The organism is Pseudomonas sp. S8 (assembly GCF_050473925.1).
GTDB lineage: Bacteria > Pseudomonadota > Gammaproteobacteria > Pseudomonadales > Pseudomonadaceae > Aquipseudomonas > Aquipseudomonas parakoreensis.
On sequence record NZ_JBFDVZ010000016.1, the window covers coordinates 1054383 to 1080886 of the forward strand.

The 26504-nt window shown below is 57.3% G+C and carries 25 protein-coding genes and 1 pseudogene; 14 read left to right on the forward strand and 12 right to left on the reverse strand.

Annotated elements, in window-relative coordinates; all coding sequences use genetic code 11:
* Positions 1-219 precede the first annotated feature (219 nt).
* Both AB1J88_RS06075 and AB1J88_RS06080 read left to right on the forward strand, forming a co-directional pair.
* Complete coding sequence (locus AB1J88_RS06075; protein ID WP_041064421.1) at positions 220-1050, forward strand: undecaprenyl-diphosphate phosphatase; 831 nt, start codon at positions 220-222, stop codon at positions 1048-1050.
* Positions 1047-1475 (forward strand): DUF1294 domain-containing protein, encoded by a 429-nt coding sequence (locus AB1J88_RS06080; protein WP_041064418.1) that lies wholly within the window; start codon positions 1047-1049, stop codon positions 1473-1475. Before AB1J88_RS06075 ends, AB1J88_RS06080 begins: the two co-directional genes overlap by 4 nt.
* A 128-nt stretch (positions 1476-1603) precedes the next feature.
* On the opposite strand, the gene AB1J88_RS06085 is transcribed toward AB1J88_RS06080, so the two are convergent.
* Together AB1J88_RS06085 and AB1J88_RS06090 are read right to left on the reverse strand one after the other, a co-directional pair.
* The gene (locus tag AB1J88_RS06085; RefSeq protein WP_430290506.1) at positions 1604-1963 is read right to left on the reverse strand and encodes an MmcQ/YjbR family DNA-binding protein; all 360 of its coding nucleotides are present in this window, start codon (positions 1961-1963) and stop codon (positions 1604-1606) included.
* Complete coding sequence (locus tag AB1J88_RS06090) at positions 1960-2868, reverse strand: LysR substrate-binding domain-containing protein (protein WP_222014468.1); 909 nt, start codon at positions 2866-2868, stop codon at positions 1960-1962. The genes AB1J88_RS06085 and AB1J88_RS06090 overlap by 4 nt, the downstream gene beginning before the upstream one ends.
* A gap of 125 nt (positions 2869-2993) precedes the next feature.
* Between AB1J88_RS06090 and AB1J88_RS06095 the strand changes: the two genes are divergently transcribed.
* Together AB1J88_RS06095 and AB1J88_RS06100 are read left to right on the forward strand one after the other, a co-directional pair.
* A complete protein-coding gene (locus AB1J88_RS06095; RefSeq protein ID WP_222014467.1) occupies positions 2994-3605 on the forward strand; it encodes an FMN-dependent NADH-azoreductase in 612 nt (203 codons plus the stop codon).
* Positions 3606-3843: 238 nt separating this feature from the next.
* A complete protein-coding gene (locus tag AB1J88_RS06100; protein ID WP_041064406.1) occupies positions 3844-4881 on the forward strand; it encodes an alpha/beta hydrolase family protein in 1038 nt (345 codons plus the stop codon).
* Positions 4882-4947: 66 nt separating this feature from the next.
* Here the strand turns inward: AB1J88_RS06100 and AB1J88_RS06105 are convergent, their stop codons facing one another.
* On the reverse strand, positions 4948-6135 hold the full coding sequence (locus AB1J88_RS06105; protein WP_430290507.1) for an MFS transporter: 1188 nt from the start codon (positions 6133-6135) through the stop codon (positions 4948-4950).
* A 222-nt stretch (positions 6136-6357) separates the two neighbouring features.
* Positions 6358-7944, reverse strand: a complete 1587-nt coding sequence (locus tag AB1J88_RS06110; RefSeq protein WP_041064399.1) for an ABC-F family ATPase — start codon at positions 7942-7944, stop codon at positions 6358-6360.
* Positions 7945-8340: 396 nt separating this feature from the next.
* Between AB1J88_RS06110 and AB1J88_RS06115 the strand changes: the two genes are divergently transcribed.
* The 3 genes from AB1J88_RS06115 (at position 8341) to lpxO (ending at position 10913) form a co-directional block, all read left to right on the forward strand.
* A complete protein-coding gene (locus AB1J88_RS06115) occupies positions 8341-8808 on the forward strand; it encodes an anti-virulence regulator CigR family protein (RefSeq protein WP_041064396.1) in 468 nt (155 codons plus the stop codon).
* Positions 8809-8984: 176 nt separating this feature from the next.
* Positions 8985-9539 (forward strand): hypothetical protein, encoded by a 555-nt coding sequence (locus AB1J88_RS06120; protein ID WP_430292667.1) that lies wholly within the window; start codon positions 8985-8987, stop codon positions 9537-9539.
* 474 nt (positions 9540-10013) lie between these two features.
* Positions 10014-10913, forward strand: a complete 900-nt coding sequence (lpxO, locus tag AB1J88_RS06125) for a lipid A hydroxylase LpxO (RefSeq protein ID WP_430290508.1) — start codon at positions 10014-10016, stop codon at positions 10911-10913.
* A gap of 135 nt (positions 10914-11048) precedes the next feature.
* Here lpxO and AB1J88_RS06130 read toward each other — a convergent pair whose 3' ends face one another.
* Complete coding sequence (locus tag AB1J88_RS06130) at positions 11049-11921, reverse strand: Ku protein (RefSeq protein ID WP_047294709.1); 873 nt, start codon at positions 11919-11921, stop codon at positions 11049-11051.
* Positions 11922-12113: 192 nt separating this feature from the next.
* Between AB1J88_RS06130 and AB1J88_RS06135 the strand changes: the two genes are divergently transcribed.
* Both AB1J88_RS06135 and AB1J88_RS06140 read left to right on the forward strand, forming a co-directional pair.
* Positions 12114-12455, forward strand: a complete 342-nt coding sequence (locus AB1J88_RS06135) for a hypothetical protein (protein WP_145598224.1) — start codon at positions 12114-12116, stop codon at positions 12453-12455.
* A 52-nt stretch (positions 12456-12507) separates the two neighbouring features.
* Positions 12508-13653 carry a PQQ-dependent sugar dehydrogenase gene (locus AB1J88_RS06140; RefSeq protein WP_430290509.1) on the forward strand — a complete coding sequence of 382 codons (1146 nt, stop codon included), beginning with the start codon at positions 12508-12510 and terminating at the stop codon, positions 13651-13653.
* A 130-nt stretch (positions 13654-13783) separates the two neighbouring features.
* Here AB1J88_RS06140 and AB1J88_RS06145 read toward each other — a convergent pair whose 3' ends face one another.
* The gene (locus AB1J88_RS06145; RefSeq protein WP_430290510.1) at positions 13784-14902 is read right to left on the reverse strand and encodes a peptidase C39 family protein; all 1119 of its coding nucleotides are present in this window, start codon (positions 14900-14902) and stop codon (positions 13784-13786) included.
* A 92-nt stretch (positions 14903-14994) separates the two neighbouring features.
* On the opposite strand from AB1J88_RS06145, the gene AB1J88_RS06150 reads away from it, so the two are divergent.
* The 3 genes and pseudogenes from AB1J88_RS06150 to ilvA all read left to right on the forward strand — a co-directional run.
* Positions 14995-16569, forward strand: coding sequence for a RimK family protein (locus tag AB1J88_RS06150; RefSeq protein ID WP_047294647.1), 1575 nt, complete (start codon positions 14995-14997; stop codon positions 16567-16569).
* 7 nt (positions 16570-16576) lie between these two features.
* Entirely contained in the window at positions 16577-17500 is a 924-nt protein-coding gene (locus AB1J88_RS06155; RefSeq protein WP_047294645.1) for a magnesium transporter CorA family protein, read from the forward strand.
* A gap of 340 nt (positions 17501-17840) precedes the next feature.
* A pseudogene (ilvA, locus tag AB1J88_RS06160) lies at positions 17841-18842 on the forward strand (threonine ammonia-lyase, biosynthetic); the annotation flags it as partial.
* 24 nt (positions 18843-18866) lie between these two features.
* Here the strand turns inward: ilvA and AB1J88_RS06165 are convergent.
* The gene (locus AB1J88_RS06165; RefSeq protein WP_003225174.1) at positions 18867-19172 is read right to left on the reverse strand and encodes an NIPSNAP family protein; all 306 of its coding nucleotides are present in this window, start codon (positions 19170-19172) and stop codon (positions 18867-18869) included.
* A 21-nt stretch (positions 19173-19193) separates the two neighbouring features.
* Positions 19194-19679 carry a serine protease inhibitor ecotin gene (gene eco, locus AB1J88_RS06170; RefSeq protein ID WP_430290511.1) on the reverse strand — a complete coding sequence of 162 codons (486 nt, stop codon included), beginning with the start codon at positions 19677-19679 and terminating at the stop codon, positions 19194-19196.
* Between the two features lie 370 nt (positions 19680-20049).
* On the opposite strand from eco, the gene AB1J88_RS06175 reads away from it, so the two are divergent.
* Positions 20050-20319, forward strand: a complete 270-nt coding sequence (locus tag AB1J88_RS06175) for a DUF1652 domain-containing protein (protein ID WP_047294641.1) — start codon at positions 20050-20052, stop codon at positions 20317-20319.
* Here the strand turns inward: AB1J88_RS06175 and AB1J88_RS06180 are convergent.
* Positions 20316-20714 carry a hypothetical protein gene (locus tag AB1J88_RS06180; RefSeq protein WP_262947891.1) on the reverse strand — a complete coding sequence of 133 codons (399 nt, stop codon included), beginning with the start codon at positions 20712-20714 and terminating at the stop codon, positions 20316-20318. The two genes, AB1J88_RS06175 and AB1J88_RS06180, sit on opposite strands and share 4 nt — an antisense overlap.
* 90 nt (positions 20715-20804) lie before the next feature.
* Positions 20805-21074 carry a DUF2790 domain-containing protein gene (locus tag AB1J88_RS06185; RefSeq protein ID WP_430290512.1) on the reverse strand — a complete coding sequence of 90 codons (270 nt, stop codon included), beginning with the start codon at positions 21072-21074 and terminating at the stop codon, positions 20805-20807.
* Positions 21075-21558: 484 nt separating this feature from the next.
* Between AB1J88_RS06185 and AB1J88_RS06190 the strand changes: the two genes are divergently transcribed.
* On the forward strand, positions 21559-21855 hold the full coding sequence (locus tag AB1J88_RS06190) for a hypothetical protein (protein ID WP_400758142.1): 297 nt from the start codon (positions 21559-21561) through the stop codon (positions 21853-21855).
* 97 nt (positions 21856-21952) lie between these two features.
* On the opposite strand, the gene AB1J88_RS06195 is transcribed toward AB1J88_RS06190, so the two are convergent.
* Both AB1J88_RS06195 and AB1J88_RS06200 read right to left on the reverse strand, forming a co-directional pair.
* Positions 21953-22951, reverse strand: coding sequence for a sel1 repeat family protein (locus AB1J88_RS06195; RefSeq protein WP_142579996.1), 999 nt, complete (start codon positions 22949-22951; stop codon positions 21953-21955).
* Positions 22952-22965: 14 nt separating this feature from the next.
* On the reverse strand, positions 22966-26496 hold the full coding sequence (locus AB1J88_RS06200) for a LysM peptidoglycan-binding domain-containing protein (RefSeq protein WP_430290513.1): 3531 nt from the start codon (positions 26494-26496) through the stop codon (positions 22966-22968).
* Between the last annotated feature and the right edge of the window lie 8 nt (positions 26497-26504).

Sequence of the window (26504 nt, forward strand, 5' to 3'; positions counted from 1 at the left end):
CAAGTCGTATAACGCCGCAGCACTATTAAGGCTTGTCTGTTAGGATTTCGGCCCCGCGCGCGAAAACCTGAATCCAAGTTGATATTTCACGGAATTTTGACCGTTTCGTGTGGATGCTGTGCGCGCGGAATCGGTACAGCAATAAACAGCTACGCTGATCGCAGTGAACGTAAAAATATTATCGGGGCATGCCAGCGTGCATCGCTCTTTGGGGGACTGATGGATCTTTGGATCGCCTTGCAGGCACTGATTCTTGGAGTTGTAGAGGGGCTGACGGAGTTTTTGCCCATTTCCAGTACCGGACACCAGATCATTGTTGCCGACTTGCTCGACTTCGGCGGCGAACGGGCCATGGCGTTCAACATCATTATTCAGCTCGGCGCGATCCTCGCGGTGGTCTGGGAGTTTCGTCGCAAGATTCTCGATGTGGTGATTGGCTTGCCGACCCAGCCGAGCGCGCGACGTTTTACTGCCAACCTGCTGATCGCATTTCTGCCGGCGGTGGTGTTGGGGGTGATTTTTGCCGACCTGATTCACCAGTACCTGTTCAACCCGATCACCGTCGCGACCGCACTGGTGGTGGGCGGCGTGATCATGTTGTGGGCAGAGCGCCGCCAGCATGAAGTGCACGCCGAAAGCGTGGACGAGATCACTTGGAAAGATGCGCTGAAGGTCGGGTTCGCCCAATGCCTGGCGATGATTCCCGGCACCTCGCGTTCCGGTTCGACGATTATCGGTGGTCTGCTGTTTGGACTGTCGCGCAAGACCGCGACCGAGTTCTCGTTCTTCCTGGCGATGCCGACCATGGTCGGTGCGGCGGTGTACTCCGGTTACAAGTATCGCCACCTGTTCGTTCCGGCGGATTTTCCGGTATTCGCCATCGGCTTCATCACGGCGTTTATCTTCGCCATGATTGCCGTGCGCGGTCTGCTCAAGTTTATCGCCAGCCACAGCTACGCGGCGTTCGCCTGGTACCGGATCGTCTTCGGTCTGGTGATTCTGGCGACCTGGCAGTTCGGCTGGGTGGACTGGTCGGCGGCCAAACCATGAGTGATTCCCGCGCACGCCGCCCGGATGGACGCCCGTCCGGCGGCGGCATTCAGCATCTGAAACTGAAACTGGCGGTGCTGCTGATTGTCTGCGCGCTGCCGCTGTTCGGCTCGCTGTCAATGTGGCTGCGCGGCATCTCGTTGGTACCGTTGACCGCTTATGGGGTTGTCAGTGTGCTGGCGTTTTTCATGTACTGGGCAGACAAGCGCAAGGCCCGCGCCGATGCCTGGCGCACGCCGGAGAACATCCTGCATGCGCTGGAACTGGCCGGCGGCTGGCCCGGTGCGCTGATTGCCCAGCAGGTGTTCCGGCACAAGACGCGCAAGGTGTCGTTCCAGATTCTGTTCTGGGTGATTGTGGCGCTGCATCAGGTGTTCTGGATCGACCAGTTGTTTCTGGGTTCGAACCTGCTGTCACTCTTCTGAATCACCGCAAATCCCCCTGTAGGAGCTGCCGCAGGCTGCGATCTTTTGATCTTGCTTTTTCAAAGATCAAAGTCAAAAGATCGTCCGAACGCGGCCCGAGCCTGCGGCAGCTCCTACAGGGATCGGGTTTAGAGCAGTAATCCGATTTGAGTTTTTTTGGGCAATTTGCCCACCACCAACTGATGCGAACGCGTCAGCAATCCCTGCAGTTCCTCGGAGCCCAGCGGGTAGGGCGGGTGCATGATGATCCACTGTGCCCGCGCCAGATAAGGCGCCGGGTGAATACCCGGGCGGTCGCAATGGCCGAGAAACAGATCCTTGTCGACCTTGAATGCCAGTGAATCCCCGCGCAGCCCCTGCAAGGCAAACATCTTGTTGCCGGCAATCGAGAACACCCGCACGCCGCCCCATTTGTAATCCTCCCGCGCGCCCGGCAAGGCCAGGCAAAAGGCGGCGACATCCGCTTCGTTCATCTTTCCCTTGCTCATAACAGCCGCTCCCCGCACGCATTGAACGATTCGACCAGATGGTCGATCCACGCCCGCACCGCCGGCATCACCCCGCGCCGGTGCGGATACACCGCCTGCAACCAGCCGCCGGGCAACGACCACTCGGGCAACAGTTGCACCAGCGCGCCGCTTTCAAGATCGGCTTCGCAATACATCATCGGCAACAGGGTAAAGCCCTGACCGGCGAGTACGCAGGCTTTGCGCACGATAAAGTCATCGATGCCCAGGCGCGCTTCCATATTCAGCTCGACGCTATTGCCTTGCTGATCAAGCAAACGCACGTGGACCATGCGGTCGGCTTCCAGCGCGCCAAGTACCGGCAGGTTTTTCAGATCCTGCGGGTGGGCAATGGTCTTGCCTTCGACAAAGGCCGGGCTGGCCACCACCACCATTTGCGCCTGCCGCAGACGGCGGGTGACCAGCAATGGATCTTCATCGCCCAGTTCACGTACGCGCAGCGCCACGTCGAAGCCTTCGGCGACCAGATCCACGCGGCGGTTGAGCAGCACCACCTCCAGTTGCACTTGGGGGAATCTGCCCAGAAATTCGCTGATTACCCATGGCAACATTTCTCGCGCCAGCCCGGTCGGACACGATACCCGCAAGCGCCCGCGCGGTTCACTGGACATGCTGGCAACGGCTTCGTCGGCCATCTCCGCTTCCAGCAACATCGCCTGACAGTGGCGCAGATAGCGTTCGCCGACAGCGGTCAGATTCAACTGGCGCGTGGTGCGCTGAAGCAGGCGTGCGCCCAGGCGTTCTTCGAGCTCGGCAATGCGCCGCGACAACCGCGACTTGGGAATGCCCAGTAAGCGGCCGGCTGCCGCAAAGCCACCGGCCTCGACCACCTTGGCGAAATAGTACAGATCGTTGAGATCCTGCATAAAAAGTCCATCGTTCTATCAGTGGGACGAACTATCGCATTGTCGGCGGCTAATCAGCTATTGGTTTCTTCCGTAGGATTGTCTCCATTCCGTCGCCGCCGGCGATTCTTTCCAGGAGATTCCACATGAAACTGCTGCACATCGATTCGAGCATTCTGGGCGACAACTCCGCTTCCCGTCAGCTGAGCAGCCAAGTCGTCAAAGCCTGGCAAGCCGCCGAGCCAACCGCCGTGGTCACCTACCGCGACCTGGCCGCCGACGCCATCAGCCACTTCTCGTCGACCACCCTGGTGGCTGCCGGTACCACCGCTGAACTGCGCGACGCCGCGCAACAGCACGAAGCCGAATTGAGCGCTTCGACCCTGGCTGAATTCATCGCTGCCGACGCCATCGTCATCGCCGCGCCGATGTACAACTTCACCGTACCGACCCAGCTCAAGGCCTGGATCGACCGCGTCGCCGTTGCCGGCCAGACGTTCCGTTACACCGAAGCGGGTCCGGAAGGCCTGTGCGGTGGCAAGAAAGTGGTGATCGTCTCCACCTCCGGTGGCATCCATGCCGGTCAGGCGAGCGGCATCGCCCACGAAGAATATTTGAAGCTGGTTCTCGGTTTCCTCGGCATCACCGACATCGAAATCGTCCGTGCCGAAGGTCTGGCCTACGGTGATGAAGTGCGCAACAACGCAATGAGCGCCGCTCAGGCGAAGATCGCCGAGCAACTGTTCGCCGCTGCGTAAGCATTGCGTAAAGACCAGCTGCCGTTCAGGTAGCGCTTAAAAAAACTCTGTATTCTGGTTCTGCAAGGGCCAGGTGCGGAGTTTTTTGTTTCAGACTGTTGCATAATCTGGCCCGGGTTATGCAGTCAAACGATCAACGTCTGAGTGCAACGCCACGCCGGATCACCGAACCTCAGGGTTGCGGGCGTGTCGGAACACAAAGGATCTTTCGATTGAGTAACACAGGGTGGGCCATCCGATGATGCGTCTTTGTGCAACGTTACTGATTTGCCTGCTTGGCAGCCTCGGTTCAGTGCATGCCGCGCCCGGGCGACACCCTGTCTGGAGTGTCGGTTACCACGAAATGACGTTTCTCGATCCGCTGGATCTGCAACCGATGCGCGCCATCGCCTTCTATCCCTCCAGCGACCGCGAGCACAGCAGCCTGCTTGAGGGTTACACCGTCGAGGCGGGCGCCGACACCAAGGTTGCCATCGGCCGCTTCCCGATGCTGATGCTGTCCCACGGCAACACTGGCACGCCGCTGGCGCTGCATGACCTTGCCACCTCGCTGGCACGCAAGGGCTTTGTGGTGGTCGCGGTGATTCATCCCGGCGACAACTCCAAAGACCACAGCCGCCTCGGTACCCTGAGCAATCTGTATGGGCGGCCAATCCAGATTTCCGAAGCCATCACCGCCACCCTTGGCGACCCGATGCTCTCGCCGTTCGTCAACGCCGATCAGGTCGGGGTGATCGGCTATTCGGCCGGTGGCGAAACCGCGTTGATTCTCTCTGGCGCGCAGCCGGATCTGGATCGCCTGCGCCGGTACTGTCAGGAGCGCCCGGATGACCGTGACGCCTGCAACACTCAGGGCGAACTGATCGTCGATCGTGATGACTTGCAACCGGTGGCCGATCCGCGCGTGCATGCGCTGTTGCTGATGGCGCCGCTGAGCCTCAAATTTGGTCGTCACACCCTCGCGGACGTGCATGTGCCGGTGCTGCTGTACAGCGGCGATGGCGACAAACTGGTGGCCTTCGACAAAAACGCCGCGGCGCTGGCGCGCAAACTGCCGACCGCGCCGGACTTCAAATTGCTGGCCGGGGCAGGGCACTTCGTGTTCATGGCGCCGTGCAACGAAGAGCAGATACGCGCCATGCCGGCGCTGTGCACCGACGCTGACGGCGTGGATCGCGAAGACATCCACCGCAACCTGATTTCCGAAGCCGGACAGTTTTTCTCGCGCACGCTGGGCAGGCCGAGCCGGGCGGGGATGCAGACCGCGGATCAATAAAGATCAAAGATCAAAAGATCGTCCGATCGCGGCCCGAGCCTTCGGACGATCTTTTGATTTCGTATTTCAGCTCACCGCCCGGCGCTTGAGCAACAAGGTCAACCCCAACCCGAGCACCGACAACAGCGCCGCGCTGAAGAAAATCCACGCATATCCCAGGTTCAACGCCACCGCGCCCATCAGTGGCCCGGCAATTGCCAGTGCCAGATCAAAGAACACCGCATAAGCCCCCAGCCCCGAGCCACGGCTGGAACTGGGCACCTGCTTGATCGCCTCGACTCCCAGCGCCGGATACACCAGCGACAGGCCAAACCCGGCCAGCCCCGCGCCGATCAAGGCGAACGCGGTCGACGGTGCCAGCCACAGCAGCACCAGGCCTAGGGTTTCGATGCTCATGCAGGCGATCGCCGAATTGAAGCCGCCAAAACGGCTGATCGCCGAAATGAACAGCAGCCGCGACAGGATGAAGCACACGCCGAATACCGTCAGGCAATACGCAGCGCCGCTCCAGCCACGGTTGAGGTAATAAAGGGTGATGAAGGTGGTCAGCGTGCCGTAACCGATCGACGCCAGACTCAAACTGGCCCCATACGGTGCGATGCGCCCGAATACTGCCCAAAAAGACAGCCGTTCGCCGCGCACCACCGGTACCGAGGGTTTATTACGGATGATCACCAGAGCGGCCGCCGCCAGTACCGACAGGGCAATGCCCAGGCTGGTAAAGCCGTAGTCGGCAACCATCACCACGCCCAGCGGCGCGCCAATCGCAATCGCGCCGTAGGAGGCAATGCCGTTCCAGCCGATCGACCTTGCCGTGTGCTCCACGCCGACCTGGCCCATGCACCAGCTGATGGTGCCGACGCCGATCAAACCCTGTGCAACGCCGAGCAGCAGCCGACCGATGATCAGAATGACCAGGCTCGGCACCGGGAAGTCTTGCAGGAGCGTCGAAATCAGCGTCAACAGGCCGCTGAGCACAATCCCCGATAAGCCATAGACAATTGCCCGTTTGGTACCCAGCGTGTCCGACATGCGCCCGGCCATCGGTCGACTGAGCAAAGTCGCCAGATATTGCGAGCCGATGACCAGTCCGGCAACGATCGCGCTGAACCCCAGTTGCTCGTGAACATAGCCGGGTAACACTGCAATCGGCAGGCCGATGCACAGGAAGGCGATAAAGGTATAGAAAACGATGGAGACGATCTGCAGGGTGATCGCCAGGGAGCTTTGCAAAGGCTGTTGCTGCGCAGGCATGTGGACTCGTTCGCGGGCGGCGGTGGGAGAATCGGCATCATGGCTGGGTGCTGAAATAAAAGGAAGCAGGCTAACTAATTTACTAGAAGTCGGTGGTGCTTTTGAGGGCCTGCTCGCGAAGGGCTTCGCAGCACAAAATCACGATCCCTTGAAATGCAAAAAGCCCTGTCACACCGACAGGGCTTTCGCTTGAAGCTTGGAGCGGGAAGTTCGCCGCTATCTTTAGAACACCACACCCTGACTACGCAGGTAGTCATCGTAAGTGCCGCTGAAGTCAGTCACGCCGTTCGGGCTCAGCTCGATGATGCGCGTGGCCAGAGACGATACGAACTCACGGTCGTGGCTGACGAAGATCAGCGTACCCGGGTAGTTTTCCAGCGCCAGGTTCAGCGCCTCGATCGATTCCATGTCCAGGTGGTTGGTCGGTTCGTCCATCACCAGCACGTTCGGCTTTTGCAGGATCAACTTGCCGAACAGCATACGACCTTGCTCACCGCCGGAGATGACCTTGACCGACTTGAGAATCTCGTCGTTGGAGAACAGCATGCGACCCAGGGTGCCACGAATCACTTGCTCGCCCTGCGTCCACTGACCCATCCAGTCGAACAGGCTGACATCGTCTTCGAAGTCGTGGGCGTGATCCTGAGCGTAGTAGCCCAGCTCCGCGCTCTCGGTCCATTTCACAGAACCGGCGTCGGGCGTCAGCTCGCCCATCAGGGTGCGCAACAGCGTGGTCTTGCCGATACCGTTCGGGCCGATGATCGCCACGCGCTCGCCGGCTTCAACGGTGAAGCTGAAGTTCTTGAACAGGGTCTTGCCGTCGAAGCCCTTGGACATCTGCTCGATGGTCACGGCCTGGCGGTGCAGCTTTTTAGTCTGTTCGAAACGGATGAACGGGCTGACACGGCTCGAAGGCTTGACCTCGGCCAGCTGGATCTTGTCGATCTGCTTGGCGCGGGACGTGGCCTGTTTGGCTTTCGAGGCGTTGGCCGAGAAGCGGCTGACGAACGTCTGAAGTTCGGCAATCTGGGCTTTCTTCTTGGCGTTGTCCGACAGCAGTTGCTCGCGGGACTGGGTCGCGGCCGTCATGTACTCGTCATAGTTGCCCGGGAACAGACGCAGTTCGCCGTAGTCCAGGTCAGCCATGTGCGTGCACACGCTGTTAAGGAAGTGACGGTCGTGGGAAATGATGATCATGGTGCTGTTACGCACGGTGAGAATCGATTCCAGCCAGCGAATGGTGTTGATGTCCAGGTGGTTGGTCGGTTCGTCGAGCAACAGCACTTCCGGATCGGAGAACAGTGCCTGAGCCAGCAAGACCCGCAGCTTCCAGCCTGGCGCCACTTCAGACATCGGGCCGAAATGCTGTTCCAGTGGAATACCCAGACCCAGCAGCAGTTCACCGGCACGGGATTCGGCGGTGTAGCCGTCCATCTCGGCGAACTCGGTTTCCAGCTCGGCCACGGCCATGCCGTCTTCTTCGCTCATTTCCGGCAGCGAGTAGATACGATCGCGTTCGGCCTTGACCTTCCACAACTCTTCGTGACCCATGATCACGGTGTCGATCACGGTGAATTCTTCGTAGGCAAACTGATCCTGACGCAATTTACCCAGGCGAACGTTCGGCTCGAGCATGACCTGACCGCCGGATGGCTCGAGATCGCCACCGAGGATTTTCATGAAGGTCGACTTGCCGCAACCGTTGGCGCCGATCAGACCGTAGCGGTTGCCGCCGTTGAATTTGACCGAAACGTTTTCGAAGAGCGGCTTGGCGCCGAACTGCATCGTGATGTTAGCTGTGGAGATCAATTGCTTTACCTATCAATGGGTTGCGAGCCGCACATTTGGCGCTTGGGCCATTTCTGGGGCATTTTGGAGCGTTTTCTTCCCTACCCGGTCAGTGTTGGCGGTAGCCAGCAGGCGAGGGGTGAGAGCAGCAACTGGACACGGCGTCCAGGCTGTTGGGCATTAAAGGCGGGATTCATGCCAGACATTGCGCGCATTGTCGCATAAGTCATGCGGCAGTTGTATGGCGGAGGCTGACGAACCGGCAGACTGCCTGCATCGGGGAGCGTGAAATGCGCGTTCACGCCGTGGTCTATCGAATTCATGAGTGTCGATGCGGGCTTCCAACAATCATGGGAGGAACTAAAACGCCTGATGTCGTCTACATTTCATCAAGGAATTTCCGATGAGAGGACGGTCATGTTTAAAAAACGCTTACTGGTTGCGTCTGTTACTTGTCTGGCCTTGGCGGTGAGTTCTGTAACGGCATTGGCCGATCCCGGAAATGGCAATGGCAACGGCAAAGGGAACGGCAAGGGCGGCCCGCAGAACAGTCAGGGCCATGGCAATCAAGGGGGCAAAAACAAAGGATCCAGTTCGGGCAACTGGGACCATGCACCAGTAGTCGATCGAAGCGGTGTGCTGACCGTGCTCAACGGCTACAGAGACTACTGGAGCCCTGGTCCGGCGTTGCCTCCCGGTATTCAAAAGAATCTGGCGCGCGGCAAACCGCTGCCGCCGGGCATCGCCAAAAAACTGGATGGACGTCTGGCGGGGCGATTGCCTCATTACGACGGATATGAGTGGCAGCAGGCGGGCACCGACTTGATTCTGGTGGCCATTGCGAGCGGGCTTATCTACGAAGTGCTGAATGGCGCTTTCGATTAGTCTGATGGCAGGTCAATGAATCTGATTTTTTGAATCTGTTCACCTAAGGTAAAAGCAATACATTCTCACCCACTTTATAAATAAGGCGATTGGCTTCCGCTGATCGCTTGTGGGTGAACCAGATCTAAATGAATGCATCTCAGATGGCAGTAAAACCAACCCCTGTGGATGCCGTCATGCGTTTTAAAAAGAAAAATCTGGTTGCCGTCATGTCCTGCGTAATGATGTTTGCTGCTGCGCCGTTACTGCCTGCTCAACTGTCCATCATGGCCTCTGCCCACGCCAAAGATGGTGGTGGTGGTGGTGGTGGTGGTGGTGGTGGTGGTGGTGGTGGTGGTGGTGGTGGTGGTGGTGGTGGTGGTGGTGGTGGTGGTGGTGGTGGTGGTGGTGGCGCCGGTGGCGCTGGCGGTGGAGGCAGTCACGGCGGCGGTGCCGGCAGCGCTGGCCATAGCGGCGACAGTGCCGGGCACTCAGGCAGCGTCTCCAGCAATGGCCGCGCTGAAGGCCAGGAAACGGATCATGACGGCAGGGCCGTACGGGATCATGGCGTCAGTGGCCAACATATTGGACGCGACCACAATACCGACCGCGGGCACGGCCTGGCGACTTCAGGTGTAGCGCATTCCAAGGACACCAAGGGGTTGTCGAAAGCCACGGCGGTCTCCGCCACGACGCCAGGCGATCACAATACCAAGGGATTGAGCAAGGCGAGCCTTTCTACCGATAAATAAGCCCTTACTCGCAACCCGCCAGGTGTCATGCTCGGTTGAGCTCCAAACCTGGCGGGTTTCGCTTCACCCTTTTAAACTCATTTCTCATGGCCCGCGGACCATTTTCAAGTCAGGTGCGGATTACATCTGGCTTGGTACGCAGCGGCTGAAACGTACACGTCAAAGCTCAGCGCAAACGCTGCGGCCCTTCCCGGAATAACCTCTGTTTTGCTCTGCGTCAGCACTCATGCGCCTGCACGAGCGTACTGTCGCGTCTGCCGTTTGGCAGATTCAGCCGACAGTTTTTCACAGATCAGGTTCACCATTGGTTACAAAGTATGGCTAAAATGCCATCCGATTACCCAATAGCCGCTCACGGCATGGGCTCAAGGAAGTGCCACCGGGACAGTATTTGTATTCATGCCACTGCATCAGACCCTGGGCCTTTGGCCGGCAGGCGCGCAGTTTGTTCACTTTTGACGTGTGACGATTTCCGTGAAACTCATCATTGCCGCTATTTATGTCATTTCCATTGCATACGTTCACCTTCGTGGTCGTGTGCGTCACAAACTGGGCCGTCAGTTGAGCGACCACTCGACGTTTCTGGCGCCGATCAACTGCTTTCTGTACCTGTTTTCAAAGAAACCAAACAAGCCCTATCTGGATCCGTCCGAGTTTCCGGACCTGAGCCCGTTGCAGGCGCATTGGGAAGAAATTCGCCAGGAAGGGCAGGACCTGCTGCGTGCCGGTGAGATAAAACGCTCGAATCAGTACGACGATGTGGGTTTCAACTCATTCTTCAAAAGTGGCTGGAAGCGTTTCTACCTCAAGTGGTATGGCGAGAGTCATCCGTCGGCGATGAAACTGTGCCCGCGCACCACAGAACTGGTGCAGAGCATCGGTTCGATCAAGGCCGCGATGTTTGCCGAACTGCCACCGGGTTCGAAACTGGTTCGTCACCGTGACCCGTATGCGGGCTCCTATCGCTACCACTTGGGCCTGGATACGCCGAACGACGCGGGTTGCTACATCAACGTCGACGGTGAAAGCTACCACTGGCGCGACGGTGAAGCGGTGATGTTCGATGAGACTTTCATCCACTACGCCGAAAACACCACCGACAAAAACCGCATCATCCTGTTCTGCGACATCGAGCGTCCGATGAAATATCGCTGGGCGGCAGCGTTCAACAGATGGTTCAGTCGCACCGTGATGTCGGCGGCAGGCGCGCCTAACGATGCGGGCGACCGTACCGGCGGGATCAACCGTCTGTTTACCAAGATCTACAAAGTGCGACTGCGTGGCAAAGAGCTGAAAAAGCGCAATCGCGCGCGTTACTACATGGAAAAATGGGCGATCTTTGGCGGTTTGCTGGCGATCTTCATTCTGATCTGACTGTTGTGTCGCGCCTGTTTGTCATTGCCACAGACTGGTTTCCACAGGGGAATGCATTGCAAACCGTGGGAGCCACCCTGCTGGCGATGACTGTCTCAAAAGCAACCTGTCAGTTACCTGACAGGCGTTGAATATTCATTCCCCAGAGGCTTTTTTGGTTTTCCTTGCCGGCGTGGACTTCGTGGGTTTCTCCGGTTTAGCCTTGGACTTGGCCGGCGCTTTCCCACCCAGACTGCGTTTAAGCAGCTCGGTCAAGTCGATCACATCCGCAGACTTGCGCTCCTCTTCGCCACCCACGGTTTCGACATCCTCGATCTTGCCTTCGTGGGCCTTTTTCTCGACCAAGGCCATGATCTTGTCCTCAAACTCGTCCTTGTAGTCCTCCGGGCTCCAGTCGCCGCTCATGTCCTGCACCAGACGTTTAGCCATGTCCAACTCGCCCTTGGCCAGTTGCGGCTTGGTCACCTCGCTGCCCAGTTCCAGTTCGTCGAGGCCGCGCACCTCCTGCGGCCAGCGCAGTTTCACCAGCACCAGCGCCGATTCCAGCGGCATCAGCGCCGCCAGATATTGGCGAGTGTGCAGAACGACGCGGGCAAGTGCGACCTTGTTGGTTTTGCTCAATGTTTCGCGCAGCAGGGCGTAGACCTTGCCGCCGCGTTTGTCCGGGGCCAGGTAATAAGGCGTGTCGATGTTCTGCAGTGGAATCTGCTCGGCATCGACGAAGGAGAAAATGTCGATGGTCTGCGTGGACACCGGGTGCGCCGAGCGGATTTCTTCCTCGCTGAGCACCACATAGCGGCCCTTCTCATAGGCCACACCTTTGACGATGTGCTCTTTGGTGACTTCCTTGCCGGTGACTTTGTTTACCCGTTTATAACCCACCGGATCCATGCTGCGGCTGTCGAGCCAGTCAAAGTCGACGCCGTGCGAAGACGTTGCCGACACCAGCGCAACGGGGATATGCACCAGTCCGAAACTGATTGCGCCTTTCCAGATTGCCCGAGCCATGGTGAGTCCTCCGCGAATGATGTTCAGGTGACCTGCAGCCGGCGGCGAAAGTTTCCAGCGTTTGCCGGAGACAGCAGTGCTGTCGGTCAAGCTGTGTTACATCTTGTTTAAGGGCGATGGGTTAACAAATCCGAACCCGGGGCGTAGCGTGGACTCGAAGGCTCTATCACCTGTGCATCGAGAGGCCGTCCCATGAACCGAATATTGCCCGGAATGATCGTTCTGCTCCTTGGGGCAGGTCTTGCGCATGCCGAGGTCACGGCACCGTCCGCGCCGCTGTTGCTGGCACAAAGTCCCACCGGCAACAGCAACAATCCCTACAACAGCCCGATTCGCCGGGCCAATCCCAACAGCATGCAGGGCACCCAGCCCAGTACGCCGGTGATTCGCGGGCCGAATACAGTGCCGGTGCCCAGTACGCCCACCGTTGGCAATGGCGGCATCGGCAATGGTCAGCAGCAACGCTCGGTACCGAGTACACCACCCAAATTCATTCCCAACCCACCGCCGCGTGATGGAGACAGCAACCGTTGAACATCAGGCCTGAGCGCCTGTCAGCCTTCGAAACGAACAAAAGGAATCGTGCATGTTGCGTAAAACCTTTCTAGCCACGCTGTGCGCCGGCGCGTTGATCAGCGCGCCCGCCTTCGCTGCGACCCCCAAAGCGCTGCAGAGCGAGCAGGGCGCCCTTGAAGTCACCACGATTACTCAAGGCCTGGAGCATCCGTGGGCGCTGGCGTTTCTGCCGGATCGTCAGGGCATGCTGGTGACCGAGCGTCCGGGTAACCTGCGGGTGATTACCGCTGATGGCAAGCGTTCCGAGCCCGTCAGCGGCGTGCCCAAGGTCTGGGCCAAAGGCCAGGGCGGTTTGCTCGACGTGGTGCTGTCGCCGGACTTCAAACAGGATCGATTGGTCTACCTGTCCTACGCCGAGGGCGGGGGCGCCGGGGATAAGGCCGGGACGGCGGTGGGGCGAGGCCGGCTGTCGGACGATTTGAAGACGATCAGCGATTTCAAGGTGATCTTCCGTCAGGAGCCGAAGCTCTCGACCGGTAACCATTTCGGTTCACGTCTGGTGTTCGACCGCGATGGCTATCTGTTCATCACCCTCGGCGAAAACAATGATCGGCCGACCGCGCAGGATCTCGACAAACTGCAGGGCAAGGTCGTGCGGATTTTTCCCGATGGCAAGGTGCCGGATGACAACCCGTTCGTGGGGCAGTCCGGCGTACGTCCGGAAATCTGGTCCTACGGCCACCGCAACCCGCAGGGCGCGGCGCTCAATCCGTGGAACGGCACTCTCTGGGAGAACGAACATGGTCCCCGTGGCGGCGATGAGGTGAACATCATCGAGCGTGGGAAAAACTACGGCTGGCCGCTGGCGACCCACGGCATCAACTATTCCCTGCAACCAATACCCGAAGCCAAGGGCAAAAGTGTCGAAGGTGCGGTTGACCCACACCATGTCTGGGAGAAATCACCGGGTGTTTCCGGCATGGCGTTCTATGACGCTGATCGCTTCAAGCCGTGGCAGCAGAATTTGTTCATCGGCGCGCTGGTCAGTCAGGAGCTGATCCGCTTGCAGTTCGATGGGGACAAGGTGGTGCACGAGGAGCGGCTATTGGGCGAACTTAAACAGCGGATTCGTGATGTGCGGCAGGGGCCGGATGGCTATTTGTATGTGCTGACGGATGAGCAGGACGGTGCGCTGTACAAGGTCGGCCTGAAATAACTTCACTTCTAATTTTCACTGATGTCCTTTGGCGAGGGAGCTTGCTCCCGCTGGGTTGCGCAGCAGCCCTAAGCTCTTATGAGCACTACGCACTAATGCGGGAGCAAGCTCCCTCGCCACAAAAAAACCTCTAGGGCCTGACGATAGTTGGCGTAGCGCGGGCATACAAAACCACCGCCGCGCGCAATTTCCCACGCCCAAACCGACTCATCTTCTCAAACTCACCATGGCTGACCGGTACATGCTGGCAGTCCATCGGTTGACGATGCTGGCTGTGGTCGACATCCGGATCGTGCAGATACACAAAGTCTTCATCGCAATCGGTGACCACCACCCAATGCGGGGACTTGGAACGGGTCAGGCGATAGCTGCTGATCAGCACCAGAGGCTGTCCGCCAGTCTGCAGCAGGCGCGGTAAATCCAGATGGTTGCCAATTTTGCGCTCGATATCGGTCTCGTGCATTTGTGCGCTGAACTCCTCATGCACCAGGCGCATGACGTCTTTTTTATGCTCATCGCGCACGCCATCGAGAAACAATGGCCCGGCCATGCTGAGCTGTAAACGCACTTGGAAACCTCGACGCCAAGCGGCCAGTGCCAAGCCCTGAGGACTGCAGCCACCATGGCCGGACGTCATGAACACCGTGGTCGCCTCACGCCAGATCTGCAATTCTTCACGTCGCTCCAGTGAGCGCGCCGACTGCAACGCGCCCATGGCCATCAATAGACAGGCCGGGCCACAAGTGAAATCGGTGGTTTGCAGGTAATAGGGCACCTTGATATTGCGCGAATCACGGTGCTGAACAATGCGCTTTTCCAGGCGCAGCGCATCGGCGTGGTCCTCGTAGTAATCGTGAATCAACGCAAAGCGCCGATAGCCGTTGCGCTCGTAAAGCGCGATGGCGCTGGGGTTGTCGATGCGCACCTCAAGACGCAGGTACGCGCAGTCATGCTCCACGGCGCAGGCCTCGATACGTTGCAGCAGTTGTTTTCCCAGCCCAGTACCGCGAGCTTCGCCGGCAATGGCGATGGAATACAGGCGCGCCAGTGATGTGCCGCGATGAAACAGCACCAGGGCGTAGCCGAGCAATCGACCGTCAAGTTCGGCGACCAGCAGTTGCGCATGGGCGCGGGTGATCATCCATTGAAAGCTGCGACTGGTGAGCCGGTCGCTGGTGAAACATTGCATTTCCAGAGCCAGCAGCGCTGGCAAATCTTCAACTACCGCCAAACGAAAAACAGCACTCATATGACCACCGTAAAAGTTGCGTAACGAAACGGGACTTTCGAAAAACTTCGTGCTTAATAGAAATGGTCTTGTTCTCCAACGGATCAATCTCTATGTCAGCGGTACAGGGTCATTGGCGCGAAGTATCCGAGCAAAGTTTGCCGGCGGCAACTTTTTTAAATCCAGCCATCAGAACTTCCAGTCAAGTGTTGATCATCGTCGAACGCAAGGAAGATTGGGCCTCGTACTTCCCCAGCGAGGACATCGTCACCGCTCAGGAATACCTCGAGCAAACCCGTGACAACGAGCCGGGCAAGCGCGTGCAGGTGATCAATCTGTGCCGCAGCTACAAGTATCTGGGGCACGGTTACTACTGCTCGCTGCTGGCAGAAGCCCGCGGCCACAAGGTGATTCCATCGGTGCGCACCATCAGCGAACTGACGAAAAAATCGCTTTACGGTCTGGCACTGGACGATCTCGATAAAACTCTGGAAAAAGCCCTCACTCATCATCTGTACAGCGATACCGAAGGTTTCACCTTGACGCTTTACTTCGGCAAGACGCATATCGAGCCGCTGCAGGATCTAGCTCGACAATTGTTTGAAGTGTTTCCGTGCCCGATTCTGTTAGTTGAGTTTCGGCGAACTAACGGTTGGCACATCGAAGGCATTAAGTCCGGTGCCCTGCACAAGCTGCGTGATGACCAAGAAGATCAGTTCGCCAATGCGCTGGACGGCTTCAGCCGTAAAGTCTGGCGAGCACCACGCTCGCCGCAAGTGGCGCGTTACGACCTGGCGATCCTGCACGATCCGCAGGAGGCCTTGCCGCCATCCAACGCCAAGGCACTGGAGAATTTCGTCCGGGTCGGCAAGCGTATGGGCATCGACGTCGAACTGATCGAGCGCAAGGACTATGCGCGGATCGCTGAGTACGACGGCTTGTTGATTCGCGAGACCACCAGCGTCGACAACCATACCTACCGCTTTGCCAAGAAGGCTGAAAGCGAAGGCCTGGTGGTGATGGACGACCCGACGTCGATCCTGCGCTGCACCAACAAGGTCTACCTGACCGACCTGCTCAACAGCCATCAATTGGGCATGCCCGCCACGGAAATTCTCTACAAGGAGCGACCGGAAGATTTCGAACGGGTCGGTGAACGCCTCGGTTTTCCGCTGGTGTTGAAGATCCCCGACGGCTGTTTTTCTCGCGGAGTGATCAAAGTCGAAAGTCAGCAGGCGTTGCTGGAGGCTACTGCCGAACTGTTCGAACACTCGGTGTTGTTGCTGGCTCAGGAGTTTTTCTACACCGAGTACGACTGGCGCATCGGCGTGCTCAACCGCAAGCCGATCTTCGCCTGCCAGTACTTCATGTCCAAGGGTCACTGGCAAATCTACAACCACAAAGCCAAGGGCCAGGACGTCAACGGCGAGTGTCGCACCCTGGCCGTGCACGAGGCGCCGCGAGCGGTGGTGGAACTGGCGGTGAAGACCGCCAACCTGATCGGCGATGGCCTTTACGGCGTAGACCTGAAACAGGCCGGCGACAAAGTGGTGGTGATCGAGGTCAACGACAACCCGAACCTCGACGCCGGCATCGAGGATGCCTACTTGCAGGACGATCTGTATTCACTGGTGCTGGAGGAGTTTGTGCGACGATTGGAGCTCAAACGTCGCGGCCAGGCCTGGTGAAGCGCCGATGATCAGCAGTTTCGCACTGACTCATGGCGCGTTGCAGCGGGTCGAGCGGCTGGACGCCGAGGTGATGCTGTTCAGCAACCCCGATGCGGCCGAGCGCGATTTGCTCCACAGCCACTACAAGGTCGACGAACACGCACTGGCTTCGGCGCTGGACCCGGATGAAGTCTCGCGAATCGAGTTTCACCCTGATCATTTGTTTCTGATCTGGAAGCGCCCGGAAAACTATTCCGGCGGGGGCAGCCTGGCGTTTGAAGTGTCGTCCTGTGGCCTGCTTTTTTCGCCCGGTCAATTGCTGGTGATCGCCACCGACGACACGCCGCTGCACGGCATCGGTACGCGCCAGCCGCTCAATGCGCCGCTGGATGTGTTGCTCGATCTGCTGTTCAACAACATCCACCATTACCTTGGCCATCTGAAGGTGATCAAACTGGTCGCCCGCGAGCTGCAACAGAAGTTCAACGCCTCGATGCAGAACCAGCATCTGGTGCAGATGTTCAACCTCAGCGAAAGCCTGATCTATTACATCAATGCCTTGCACAGCAACGGCGCGGTGTTGACGCGGCTGCGCAATCATGCGGAAAAACAGCATTTCGGCAGCGAGGCGATCGGACTGATCGACGACCTGATCATCGAGAATAACCAGTGCTACAAGCAGGCGGAGATCTACTCCACGGTGTTCTCGGGGCTGATCGATGCGCGCGGCAATCTGATGAACAACAGCATGAACAACCTGCTGCGCAAACTGACGTTGATCAACGTGGTGTTTCTGCCGTTGAACCTGATTGCGAGCATTGGCGGGATGTCGGAATTCAGCATGATGACGGCGGGTACGCCGTGGTGGATTTCCTACCCCGCGTTTCTGCTGGTGATGTTGTTGGGGGCCGGGGGGATGTTGTTTGGGTTGCGGCGGTTGGCCAAGTGATCCGTGGTGACTTGGCCGACGCCAGCCTATAGCGCCAGTGTCAAATAAGCCATTGACTCGCCGCTCGCCGCCGGGCTAACTTCAGGCCCATGACTTCCACCGTATTGCGCTGCCAGCCAAGCATTATTACCGCCATTCCTCATTTGGCGGGCTAGCTCACGACTGCAGCACCCAACCCGCCCTAGAGGCGGGTTTTCATTTTCTGTCTCCTGGGTTTTACCAACGAAGGCTCCCTGTAGGAGCTGCCGAAGGCTGCGATCTTTTGATCTTGCTTTTGATTTGAGAATAACAAAGTCAAAAGATCGCAGCCTTCGGCAGCTCCTACACAGAGCGCCCGGAGATGACGATGAAATACAGCCCTGACCAGCAAACCCTGCTTGAGCAGTACGTGAAAAAGATCCTCGCCGCGCCGGTCTACGACATTGCCGTGCGTACGCCGTTGCAAGCGGCGCCGGCGCTGTCCGAGGCGTTGGGCAATCGGGTTCTGCTCAAGCGCGAGGACCTGCAGCCAACGTTCTCCTTCAAGATCCGTGGCGCCTACAACAAACTGGTGCAATTGAACGATGCGCAGAAAGCACGCGGGGTGATCACCGCTTCGGCGGGCAACCATGCGCAGGGCGTGGCGCTGGCGGCGCGTGAACTGGGGGTCGCGGCGACCATCGTCATGCCCTCGACCACGCCCGAACTCAAGGTGCTTGGGGTGCGAAGTCGGGGTGCCGAGGCGCTGCTGCACGGCGAGAGTTTTCCGTTTGCCCTGGCCCATGCGCTGCAACTGGCCGAGCAGACCGGGCGCACCTTCGTCTCGCCGTTTGACGACCCGGAGGTGATCGCCGGCCAGGGCACGGTGGCCATGGAAATCCTCCGTCAGTATCAGGGACCGCTGGATGCGATCTTCGTCCCGGTGGGCGGTGGTGGCCTGATCGCCGGCATCGCGGCGTACGTCAAATACCTGCGGCCGGAGGTACGGATCATCGGTGTCGAATCGGAGCACTCGGCCTGCCTTAAGGCGGCGCTGCACGCGGATGCGCGGGTGGTGCTGCCCAGTGTCGGTACGTTCGCCGATGGCGTGGCCGTGGCGCAGATCGGCGCTTATGGATTTGAGGTGTGCCGGTTTTGCGTGGACGAGGTGGTTACCGTCAGCAATGACGAGCTGTGCGCGGCGATCAAGAATATCTACGACGATACCCGCTCGATCACCGAGCCTTCCGGGTCATTGGCGGTGGCCGGCATCAAACAATACGTGGCGCGCAGCGGTGTTCGCGAGCAGACTTTCGTCGCGATCGACTCCGGCGCCAACATCAACTTCGACAGCCTGCGCCACGTCGCCGAGCGCGCCGCGATGTGCGGCGTCCCGGCGTGATTACACTCAGGGCAGCAATGGGCGCAGGAAACTGCGCTCGTAACTGACGATGAATTTCTTCTGCACCAGCGATTCCACCAGCGCCGTGCTTTCCGGGTCGGTCAGCGCGATGTGCCGGTAGCTTTCGTAATCGGCCAGCGAAGGAAAGCTGAACAGGCAATAGGCGATGTTGCTCGCGCCCTCGGAGGGCAGGAAGTAGCCGTGATGGGTGCCGCCCAAGCGCTCGACGATGCCCAGCCAAGCCTTGGCATAGGCTTCGAACTCGGTCAGTTGGTACGGATCGATCACGTATCGCACATGGCAAGTAATCAAGTTTGGCGCTCCTGTTTCAGGTCATTCCGCGATGGCGGTACCGACCTTGTCCGAAGCCGACCAGATGCGGTAACGCACTTCGACGTCCTTGGGCGCGTAAATCACCAGCGGCAGCTTGCTGTTGTAACGCAGCATGAAGCCATCATCGACGACCGGGACAAAGGCGCGCTTTTTCTGGCTGCCGGGCGGACAAGCCATCAGCGTACTCATCGGCCCGATGACTTTTTCCAGCCGGTAGAACGGGTAGCCCCAACCTTCGAGGTTTTTCTCGTACAGAGCGCCGCCCAGGCGCTGGCGGTTACAGTCGACTTCCAGGGTTTTGCCGGCGAGGACTTCAACCTGGAAGTTCTCCTCCTGATCCTGTTTGGGCAGGTAGATGACTTGACGGGTGAAGCCGTTTTCCGCCTTGGGATACGGCGCGACGTCTTCGAGTTTGGCCGCGTGGGCGAGGGTGGACAGGCCGGCAACGAGCAGACCGATTGTCGCGCGAGCGCGTGAAGAACCCATGAAAGCCTCCTGGCGGGTGTAGGGTGGATGTTGGGCATTCTCACTGTCATCAGCGATGAATGCAAACCGGCGTCGACTTGCAAATTGCAGTGCCCAAGAGGGTCGATCTTGCATTTTGCAACTGGCCAACTGCTGGCCAGCGCGCCAAGTGCTTGATTTTATGAGGGTCGAAATGACCCGATGAAAGGCACGTTTTATGCGTCGCTTTGGTGCAGCGCACCGGCTTCGGGCGCCTATACTCCAATGGGCATTTCGCAGTACAACCGTTTGCCGCACCAGGGAATCAGCGGGGACACACCCGTGCAGGGGCAGCAAAAGCGGTCAACGTGAAGAGTTGATTGGCAGTTTCATCAATAAGGAGAGGTTCACCATGTTTCTGTCTGCCTTGGAACTACGCAATATCATTGAAAGCAGTTTTCTGCCTAAACGCTGCCAGTGCACGCTGTCACCAGACTTGTCGATGACCGTCAAGGTCTTCGGCGACCACCAGACTGACCAGGTTGATCTGCACGTCACGGGTATCGATGCCAGCCATCTGAATGGCTGCCGCGAGATCAACGACCTGATCGCCGGCCTGCGTTCGGATCTGGCGCAACAAACCACGCAGTCGCATTACAGCCCACGATCCAGAGCCGTTTAACTCACCGTTTCACCCAGTTCGACCGTCACGCGCCGGGCCTGCACAAAGCCGAGGCCCAGCGCGAACTCGACCAGCACCGCGAGCAGAATCCCGGGGCCGGCATGGCCGTTCAGCCATTCGCCAAACCCCAGCACCGCCAGACCAAAACAACCAACGATAAACCCGTTGCTCAGGGCATTGCGACCCAGCGACGGCGGCGCGCTGCGCACCAGATAAAACATCACCCCCAACGCCGCAAACAGCACCGCACTGCGCCGCGCGACAAACCCGACAGCGCTCGAATACTCAATGCTCCAGATCGCCAGCAATACCTCCGGGAAAAAGCCCCAGACCAGCGCCAGTACAAAACACAACGAAGCGGTGATGATCGACAATGTGCGAAACGACAACTGCATGGCGAGTCCTTGCGGCAGTAAGAAGGGACCCCGAGCATAACCCGCGAAGCCTTCATCGCCTACCGCAAAGCCGCAAATCAGAGCCTTCTGTCAGTTCTGCTCGCTGCAGGCGTCAGACATTTTCCGGTAGGTGATTTCCGCAGGCTTGCCGGCATTGTCGATGTACTTCATATCAGCGCTCACGACCTTGCATTGGCGCGTGGGCTGCTCGGTCATGGAAATCACTTTGTTCACATGCAACGGCATGCCGTACTGATAGGGAACGGCCTTTGACGTGGCTGAGGTGTCATTGGCCTGAGCCAGTCCGGCGAATGCGGTGCAGGCGAGGGTGGAGGTGAGCAATAGCGTGCGAATGTTCATGAATCGGACTCCCGTGCGACGGAATAAGCGTTCGGCGCCATACGGCCGAACCTGCCGCACTCGGCGCCAGCCAGCGGCTGAGGTGTGCGGTTCAGTACAGTCTTGGACTGCGGCGTTAAGCGATGGTTAACCTGGCTGAACGCCGGCTGTCTGGCGGAGGGAGGATTTCTCGGGGATGCGGTGCCGATTCCTACAAGGATGGATGCTTTGTCTGCTTCCGGCGGCGGGAACGGGGCGGTTATGGTTTGACGTCGCTGCAAAATCAGCGGCTCGGGTTTGGTCACCTGAAAATACTCACACATGTGTGCCATCATTCGCACCGCGGACATCTATGTCTTCGTAGTGCATCGCTGTGGCGGCTGTGTGCAGGACGCCTTCGGGCGAGCTGATTGGGTATTCAGTTGACCAAACTTGCATACAGTCCGCCTCCCATCGTTTGGTCACGGTGTCGGCGGGTTACCTTACCCAGCAAGAGATAACTCTGATGCCGATATTAAATCCGTTACCCAATCGTTATCACCCTCTAAACAGCGGCGTTACCGACAGCGCGCCAATGGTCATCGACACTCAAGCCAACCCCCAAGACATCCTCGAAGCCGCCGTCCAGCGCATCCGCGCCTGCAGCGACCTGCTCGAAACCCTGCACTGCTTGTGCTTCCGCCATGGCGATGTTCAGGATATTCCACACATTACCCATGCGCTGTATCTGCTGGCGCAGGACGGCAATGATTTGCTGCAGGTGGCACAGCAGCAGATGCTGGATTGGAAGGCGCCGGTTTGATGTTGTAGCAAGAAGGGAATGAGTGAGGTTGAAGTAGAGTTCATACAACTCACTCTTTCCGTTATTTACGGCATTTCTTTCGCAGAAATAATTGTTTTTAACGTCCCAGCTTTTCGGGGAAAAAGGAGAGGGGCGGGTGACTGTCTTTCCATTTTTTAGCGACTGCTTTTGAGCTTTCAATCTGTTCGGAAGTCATCTTTGCCCCAATCTCTTCAAGAGTATCCTGAACGAAATCCTGAATGGCACCACCCCCATCCAGCTCTTTGAGCAGGCTAATCAGTGCATAGCCCTTAACCAAATCCAAAGGGTAACCAACCTGATCAGGCGCATGAGCAAGGTAAGAGCCATAGCTGCTGATTGCTTTTTGATCCCCTGTTTCAGCCGCTACTTGAAGCCAATGACGGACGCCCTCGAGATCGTTGTTTTTATAAAGGATCTCAATGTAATCCATCATTGCTTTTGGATTCCCTCCCTCAGAAGCCGCTTTCAACCACCGGCTTACTGATGCTTCCCGCTTCCCGGGAAGAAGGAAAAATCCCTCACCTTGCCGATCACCGACGGCCATCCAATACTGTGCGAGCGCGTAGCCTGAGCTAGCCGATTTTTCTAACCAGGTACGATCGAAAGTTATTTCATACATCAAATACAAAGACTCAGGATCGCCTTTGCTTGCTCCCTTCATAGCTTGATCTTTTGCCTGGCTCAACCATTCGGCGCTTGATTTTTCGCTAGGGGGGCAGTTGTTCATTTTTTTGCAAAGATCATTGTTTTGGCGACCTAATTGAATCATCGCAAATATAGACCCATTGTTCGCAGCTTTTTCATACCATTGCTTTGCTTCGCTCGTCATATAGCGATTCCGCTTTCGAAGAGCCTCTCCTAAGTAATATTGGGAGTCTACATCGCCGGCCTTTGCGTCTTTTTCTAATTGCGGAATGGCAGTGTCGATTTTTAATTGGTTGTATAAGGTAATACCGCTACTTTTGTTGCTGTTTTTCTGGCTGTCTGGCGTGTAGGCAAATGCTACAGTGCTTACGCTCTGACAGAAAATAACAGACCAGATGATTAGCGATCGAAGTGCCTTATAAGTACTCATGTTTTTTGTGCTCATTAGAAGTTTCTTAGAAGTGGTGACGCTCCACTGCTAGAGTAGTTTGGACGAGGAGCAAAATTTTTCTGGCAATACTCTGAAAGATTTGCGCCAAGCAGCCTAACGTGGTTTTTGTAACGCTCTCTGGCACTGTTGCTTTGTTTGTCTAGTAGGTTTTGAACGCCTTCTGCCATGAAACTGTCTAGCGCAAATCGATTCTTGCAGTAATCTTGCTCTGAGTTAGCAGCTCTTACACCGAATTCATTCATCGACATACACGCCATCTCAAACTGGCTTTGTGCTTTGTCGATAGTGTTGTTCTTCTGTGCGTTCTTAACAATCCAACCTAAAATCCGCTCGATTGCTTTCTGTTGAAGTGCATGAGCTTCCGATTGTGGATATGTTCGTTTTGAACCTTCGCTATTTACAGAGAACGCCTCAGGCGGGCTACTTAATGTTCTAAGCAGCGGCCCCAATGCGCTAGGGATCGCGTTAATACACCAGTCCTCTAGCTCGCTCTGGTTGCCGTACTCAACAATCGCTTCCGCAATTGGGCCACCCTTGCCACTACGAGTCAGCGCCTCATATAGGCTCATCACAACATCCCAACGCATCATGTACGCCATCGCTACGTTCAACCCGGTAGCACCCAATGCATTAAGCGCTGACGCATATTCACTCGCTTCAGGATCCATCCACTCGACGTTGCGACCTTTAGTCTTGTGAAGTTCCTTACGGTACAAGTTGATGATATCTACCACCGCCTCATAACCAATCTCAAACTTAAAGCTGCCGTTAGCACCAGGGCCCAGCACTACCGCAGCCTTCAGATTGAGAATAAAGCGGCCCTTATCCACAGAAATTTGCGCCGTTCCCTGGAATCCTGCGCCCAGCGCAACTCCCACAGAACCACTCAGCTTGGCAAGGGTTAGCCATGGATTGGCTTTTTTCGCGTCTTTATCGCTGCCGATACCCATCGCTGGAGCCGTGCGCAGTGCGACCAGCTCTTTAGGTGGTGCCCAGTTCAGTGCGCCGGTGAGTTCGATGGCGGCTTGCAAGCCTCCGAAAACATTGAAAGTCGCTTTCGCTCCGTTTTCGATCTGGACATTGGCGGCACGCCCGGTTAGCACTTGGTCTGTGCTTTTGGTGCTGGCAACGGTGCCGGATTTGGACTTGTGTTCAAGATCGGGAGTAGGGCTGTTGTCACCGTTGTCGGCCTTGGCTTTCTTGGCCGCATCGTGATCTGCACGTTCTTCTTTGGCTGATGCGTCTTCACGCTGTGCGCGTTTGACCGGGCTGAGGGAGGCGCCGTATTTGACGTTGCCAAGGATGGGGCTCAACTCGACAGTACCCGCCAGTAGCAGCGATGCCCCGGCGTACCCCCAAGCTTTCACACCAAAGTGAAAGGAGAACCGGCCGAAGCTCATTTTCTGCGGCACGCCGTCCAAAGAATAATCCAGCGTTATATCTTTAGCGCTCGCTTTGGCAGGCATGTCGATTTTCATCAACTGTACTTCTCCGCGTGCCAGGTCCAGGCTCAGACCTACGTTGGCCGACATCTGAAAGCCTTCGGCCGCGGACATTTTGGGACCTTCCAGCTTTACTTCGCCGTGAATGCTTGGCTGGGGAGGAGTCAGGCAGCGAACGAATTGCGCCTGAGGGCTGTTATCGAAGAGTCGGATTTTTCCGCGAACGCTTTTCCGGAAGACCAACTGCTGAAGGTGCTTGCCCCAACTGGTCAATGCTGCACTGTTCTCCAGTTCAGTGACGGTGTAGCCCTGTTTTTTCAAATAAGCGTAGAAATCGTTGGCTTTAAACCAGCCCTTTTCATCAAAACAGTCACCTACTTGGTCGCTGAACTTGACTGCGCCCTGCGCGAGGAGCCATTCGCGGAATGAGCTGGTTTCACTGTTTTTATCAGAATCTTCTGTCGCGTCGGTCGGTGGGCTTTTTATGACCTTTTTTAACGAGCCGCCTAAACTTTTTCCATCCTCCTTCAGGATTTTTTTAGCATCTTTCAGGTTTGTCATGCTGAACCAGCCCAAAGGCGTACCCTTGGCGTCCGAAAGGCTGACCTCACGAAGAGGAAACCCGGGTTTAACCATGCGGTCGACTGGTTTAGGCTGGAACTCTTCTGGTTCCCAGATGAGATGACGCCCAGGCTTGGTTGCACTGACATTACTTTGGGCTGTTGCCTGAAGGTCGTCCTTGATTTTTTGCAGCCGATCCCACTCGGCTCGCTCTACGTCAACCAAGCCCGCTGGCGCTTGGGCATTTTGACCGGTCGCCTCGATCCAGCGTTTGTATTTTTCCTGAAGCTGAGCCGTGACTTCTGCCTGCTTCTTCTCTGTGTCCAGATACAACTTGAATTGCGCGATGCCCGATGGAAGGCCGTCACTGATAAGCGCGAACTCCGGAAGTGCGATACCGTACTCCGAAACTTTGATAATGGACTCGGTGTAAGCATGGTAATTCAGTGCGTCGGCGTTTTTGATCAGCGTGTAGACATACCCAGACATGTCCGCTGTACAGTCGCTCATACCGCTGCATATGCTTTCGTAACTTTTTTTCTGCTCAGCTAGCGCCTTTGCAACGTCTTCAAGGGGTACTTGTTTGAAGTCTTTATTGCTGAGTATTTTTTTTCGCGCTTCAAGATATGCTTGCACGCGCGCGCGGGCTTCAATTGCCTCCTTGGAGTACAGCGATCCACTTTCGTAGGAGTAGCCCTGAAGCTTCGCCGCTTTTATCGCTTCCTTTTTCAGCTCAAGCCACTCAGTCCGCCGTTTGTGGAAATCTACAAACTCTTTGCGAATACTTTGCTGGGTAGCTATGTCCGCATTCAAACGGTCAATGCGCGATTGTGCAGTGTCTTCCTGCGGAGGTTGAGCAGGTGCGGCTACCGGCTTGTTTCGATTGGCTTCGTTTTGTCTCTTCTTAGCGGTTGCGGGATCGATTTCGATCTCATCCCCCATCGCCTCAAATTCTTCCATACGTGTACGCTTCGCACCCGTGAGGAAGTTGCTCAACTTGGGCTCAAGGAAGTATTCCAGCAAACCCGATTCTTGCAGCCCGTTCAGGCGTGCATCACGTGGTTTGCTGGGGGCAATCATTTTATCCAGCGCGAACATCGACTCTTTGATGGCGGACTTTGCCCGCTCAGGGAGTAGCCAGAACTCTTGTTCCTCTGTCGCATAAATGGCGCTCGCAAAAGTCTTGGAGCAGGGTGGGGCGTGAGGCTTGAAGGTCTTTGAGGAACCATCGGGAGAGTCCTTGACCGGATCCAGCTCAACCAAGTCTTCCGCAGAGCACTGTGTTGCAGCATTCGGAGCCGTCTCGGCAGGCGCCTTAGGCGCAGCGGGTGTCGAAGCAGCGGGTGTAGCTGAAGCGGCTTGCGCGCCTTTAGGGACGCTCAGGTTCCATCCGACCTTGACGTTGTTCGGATCGGTGATGAATGGGTTGAGTTGGCGAAGTTGCGCCACGGTGCTGTTGTAGCGCGAGGCAATCTGGCTCAGGGTTTCGCCGGGCATGACGGCGTGATTCGTGATTTCCATGGTGATTC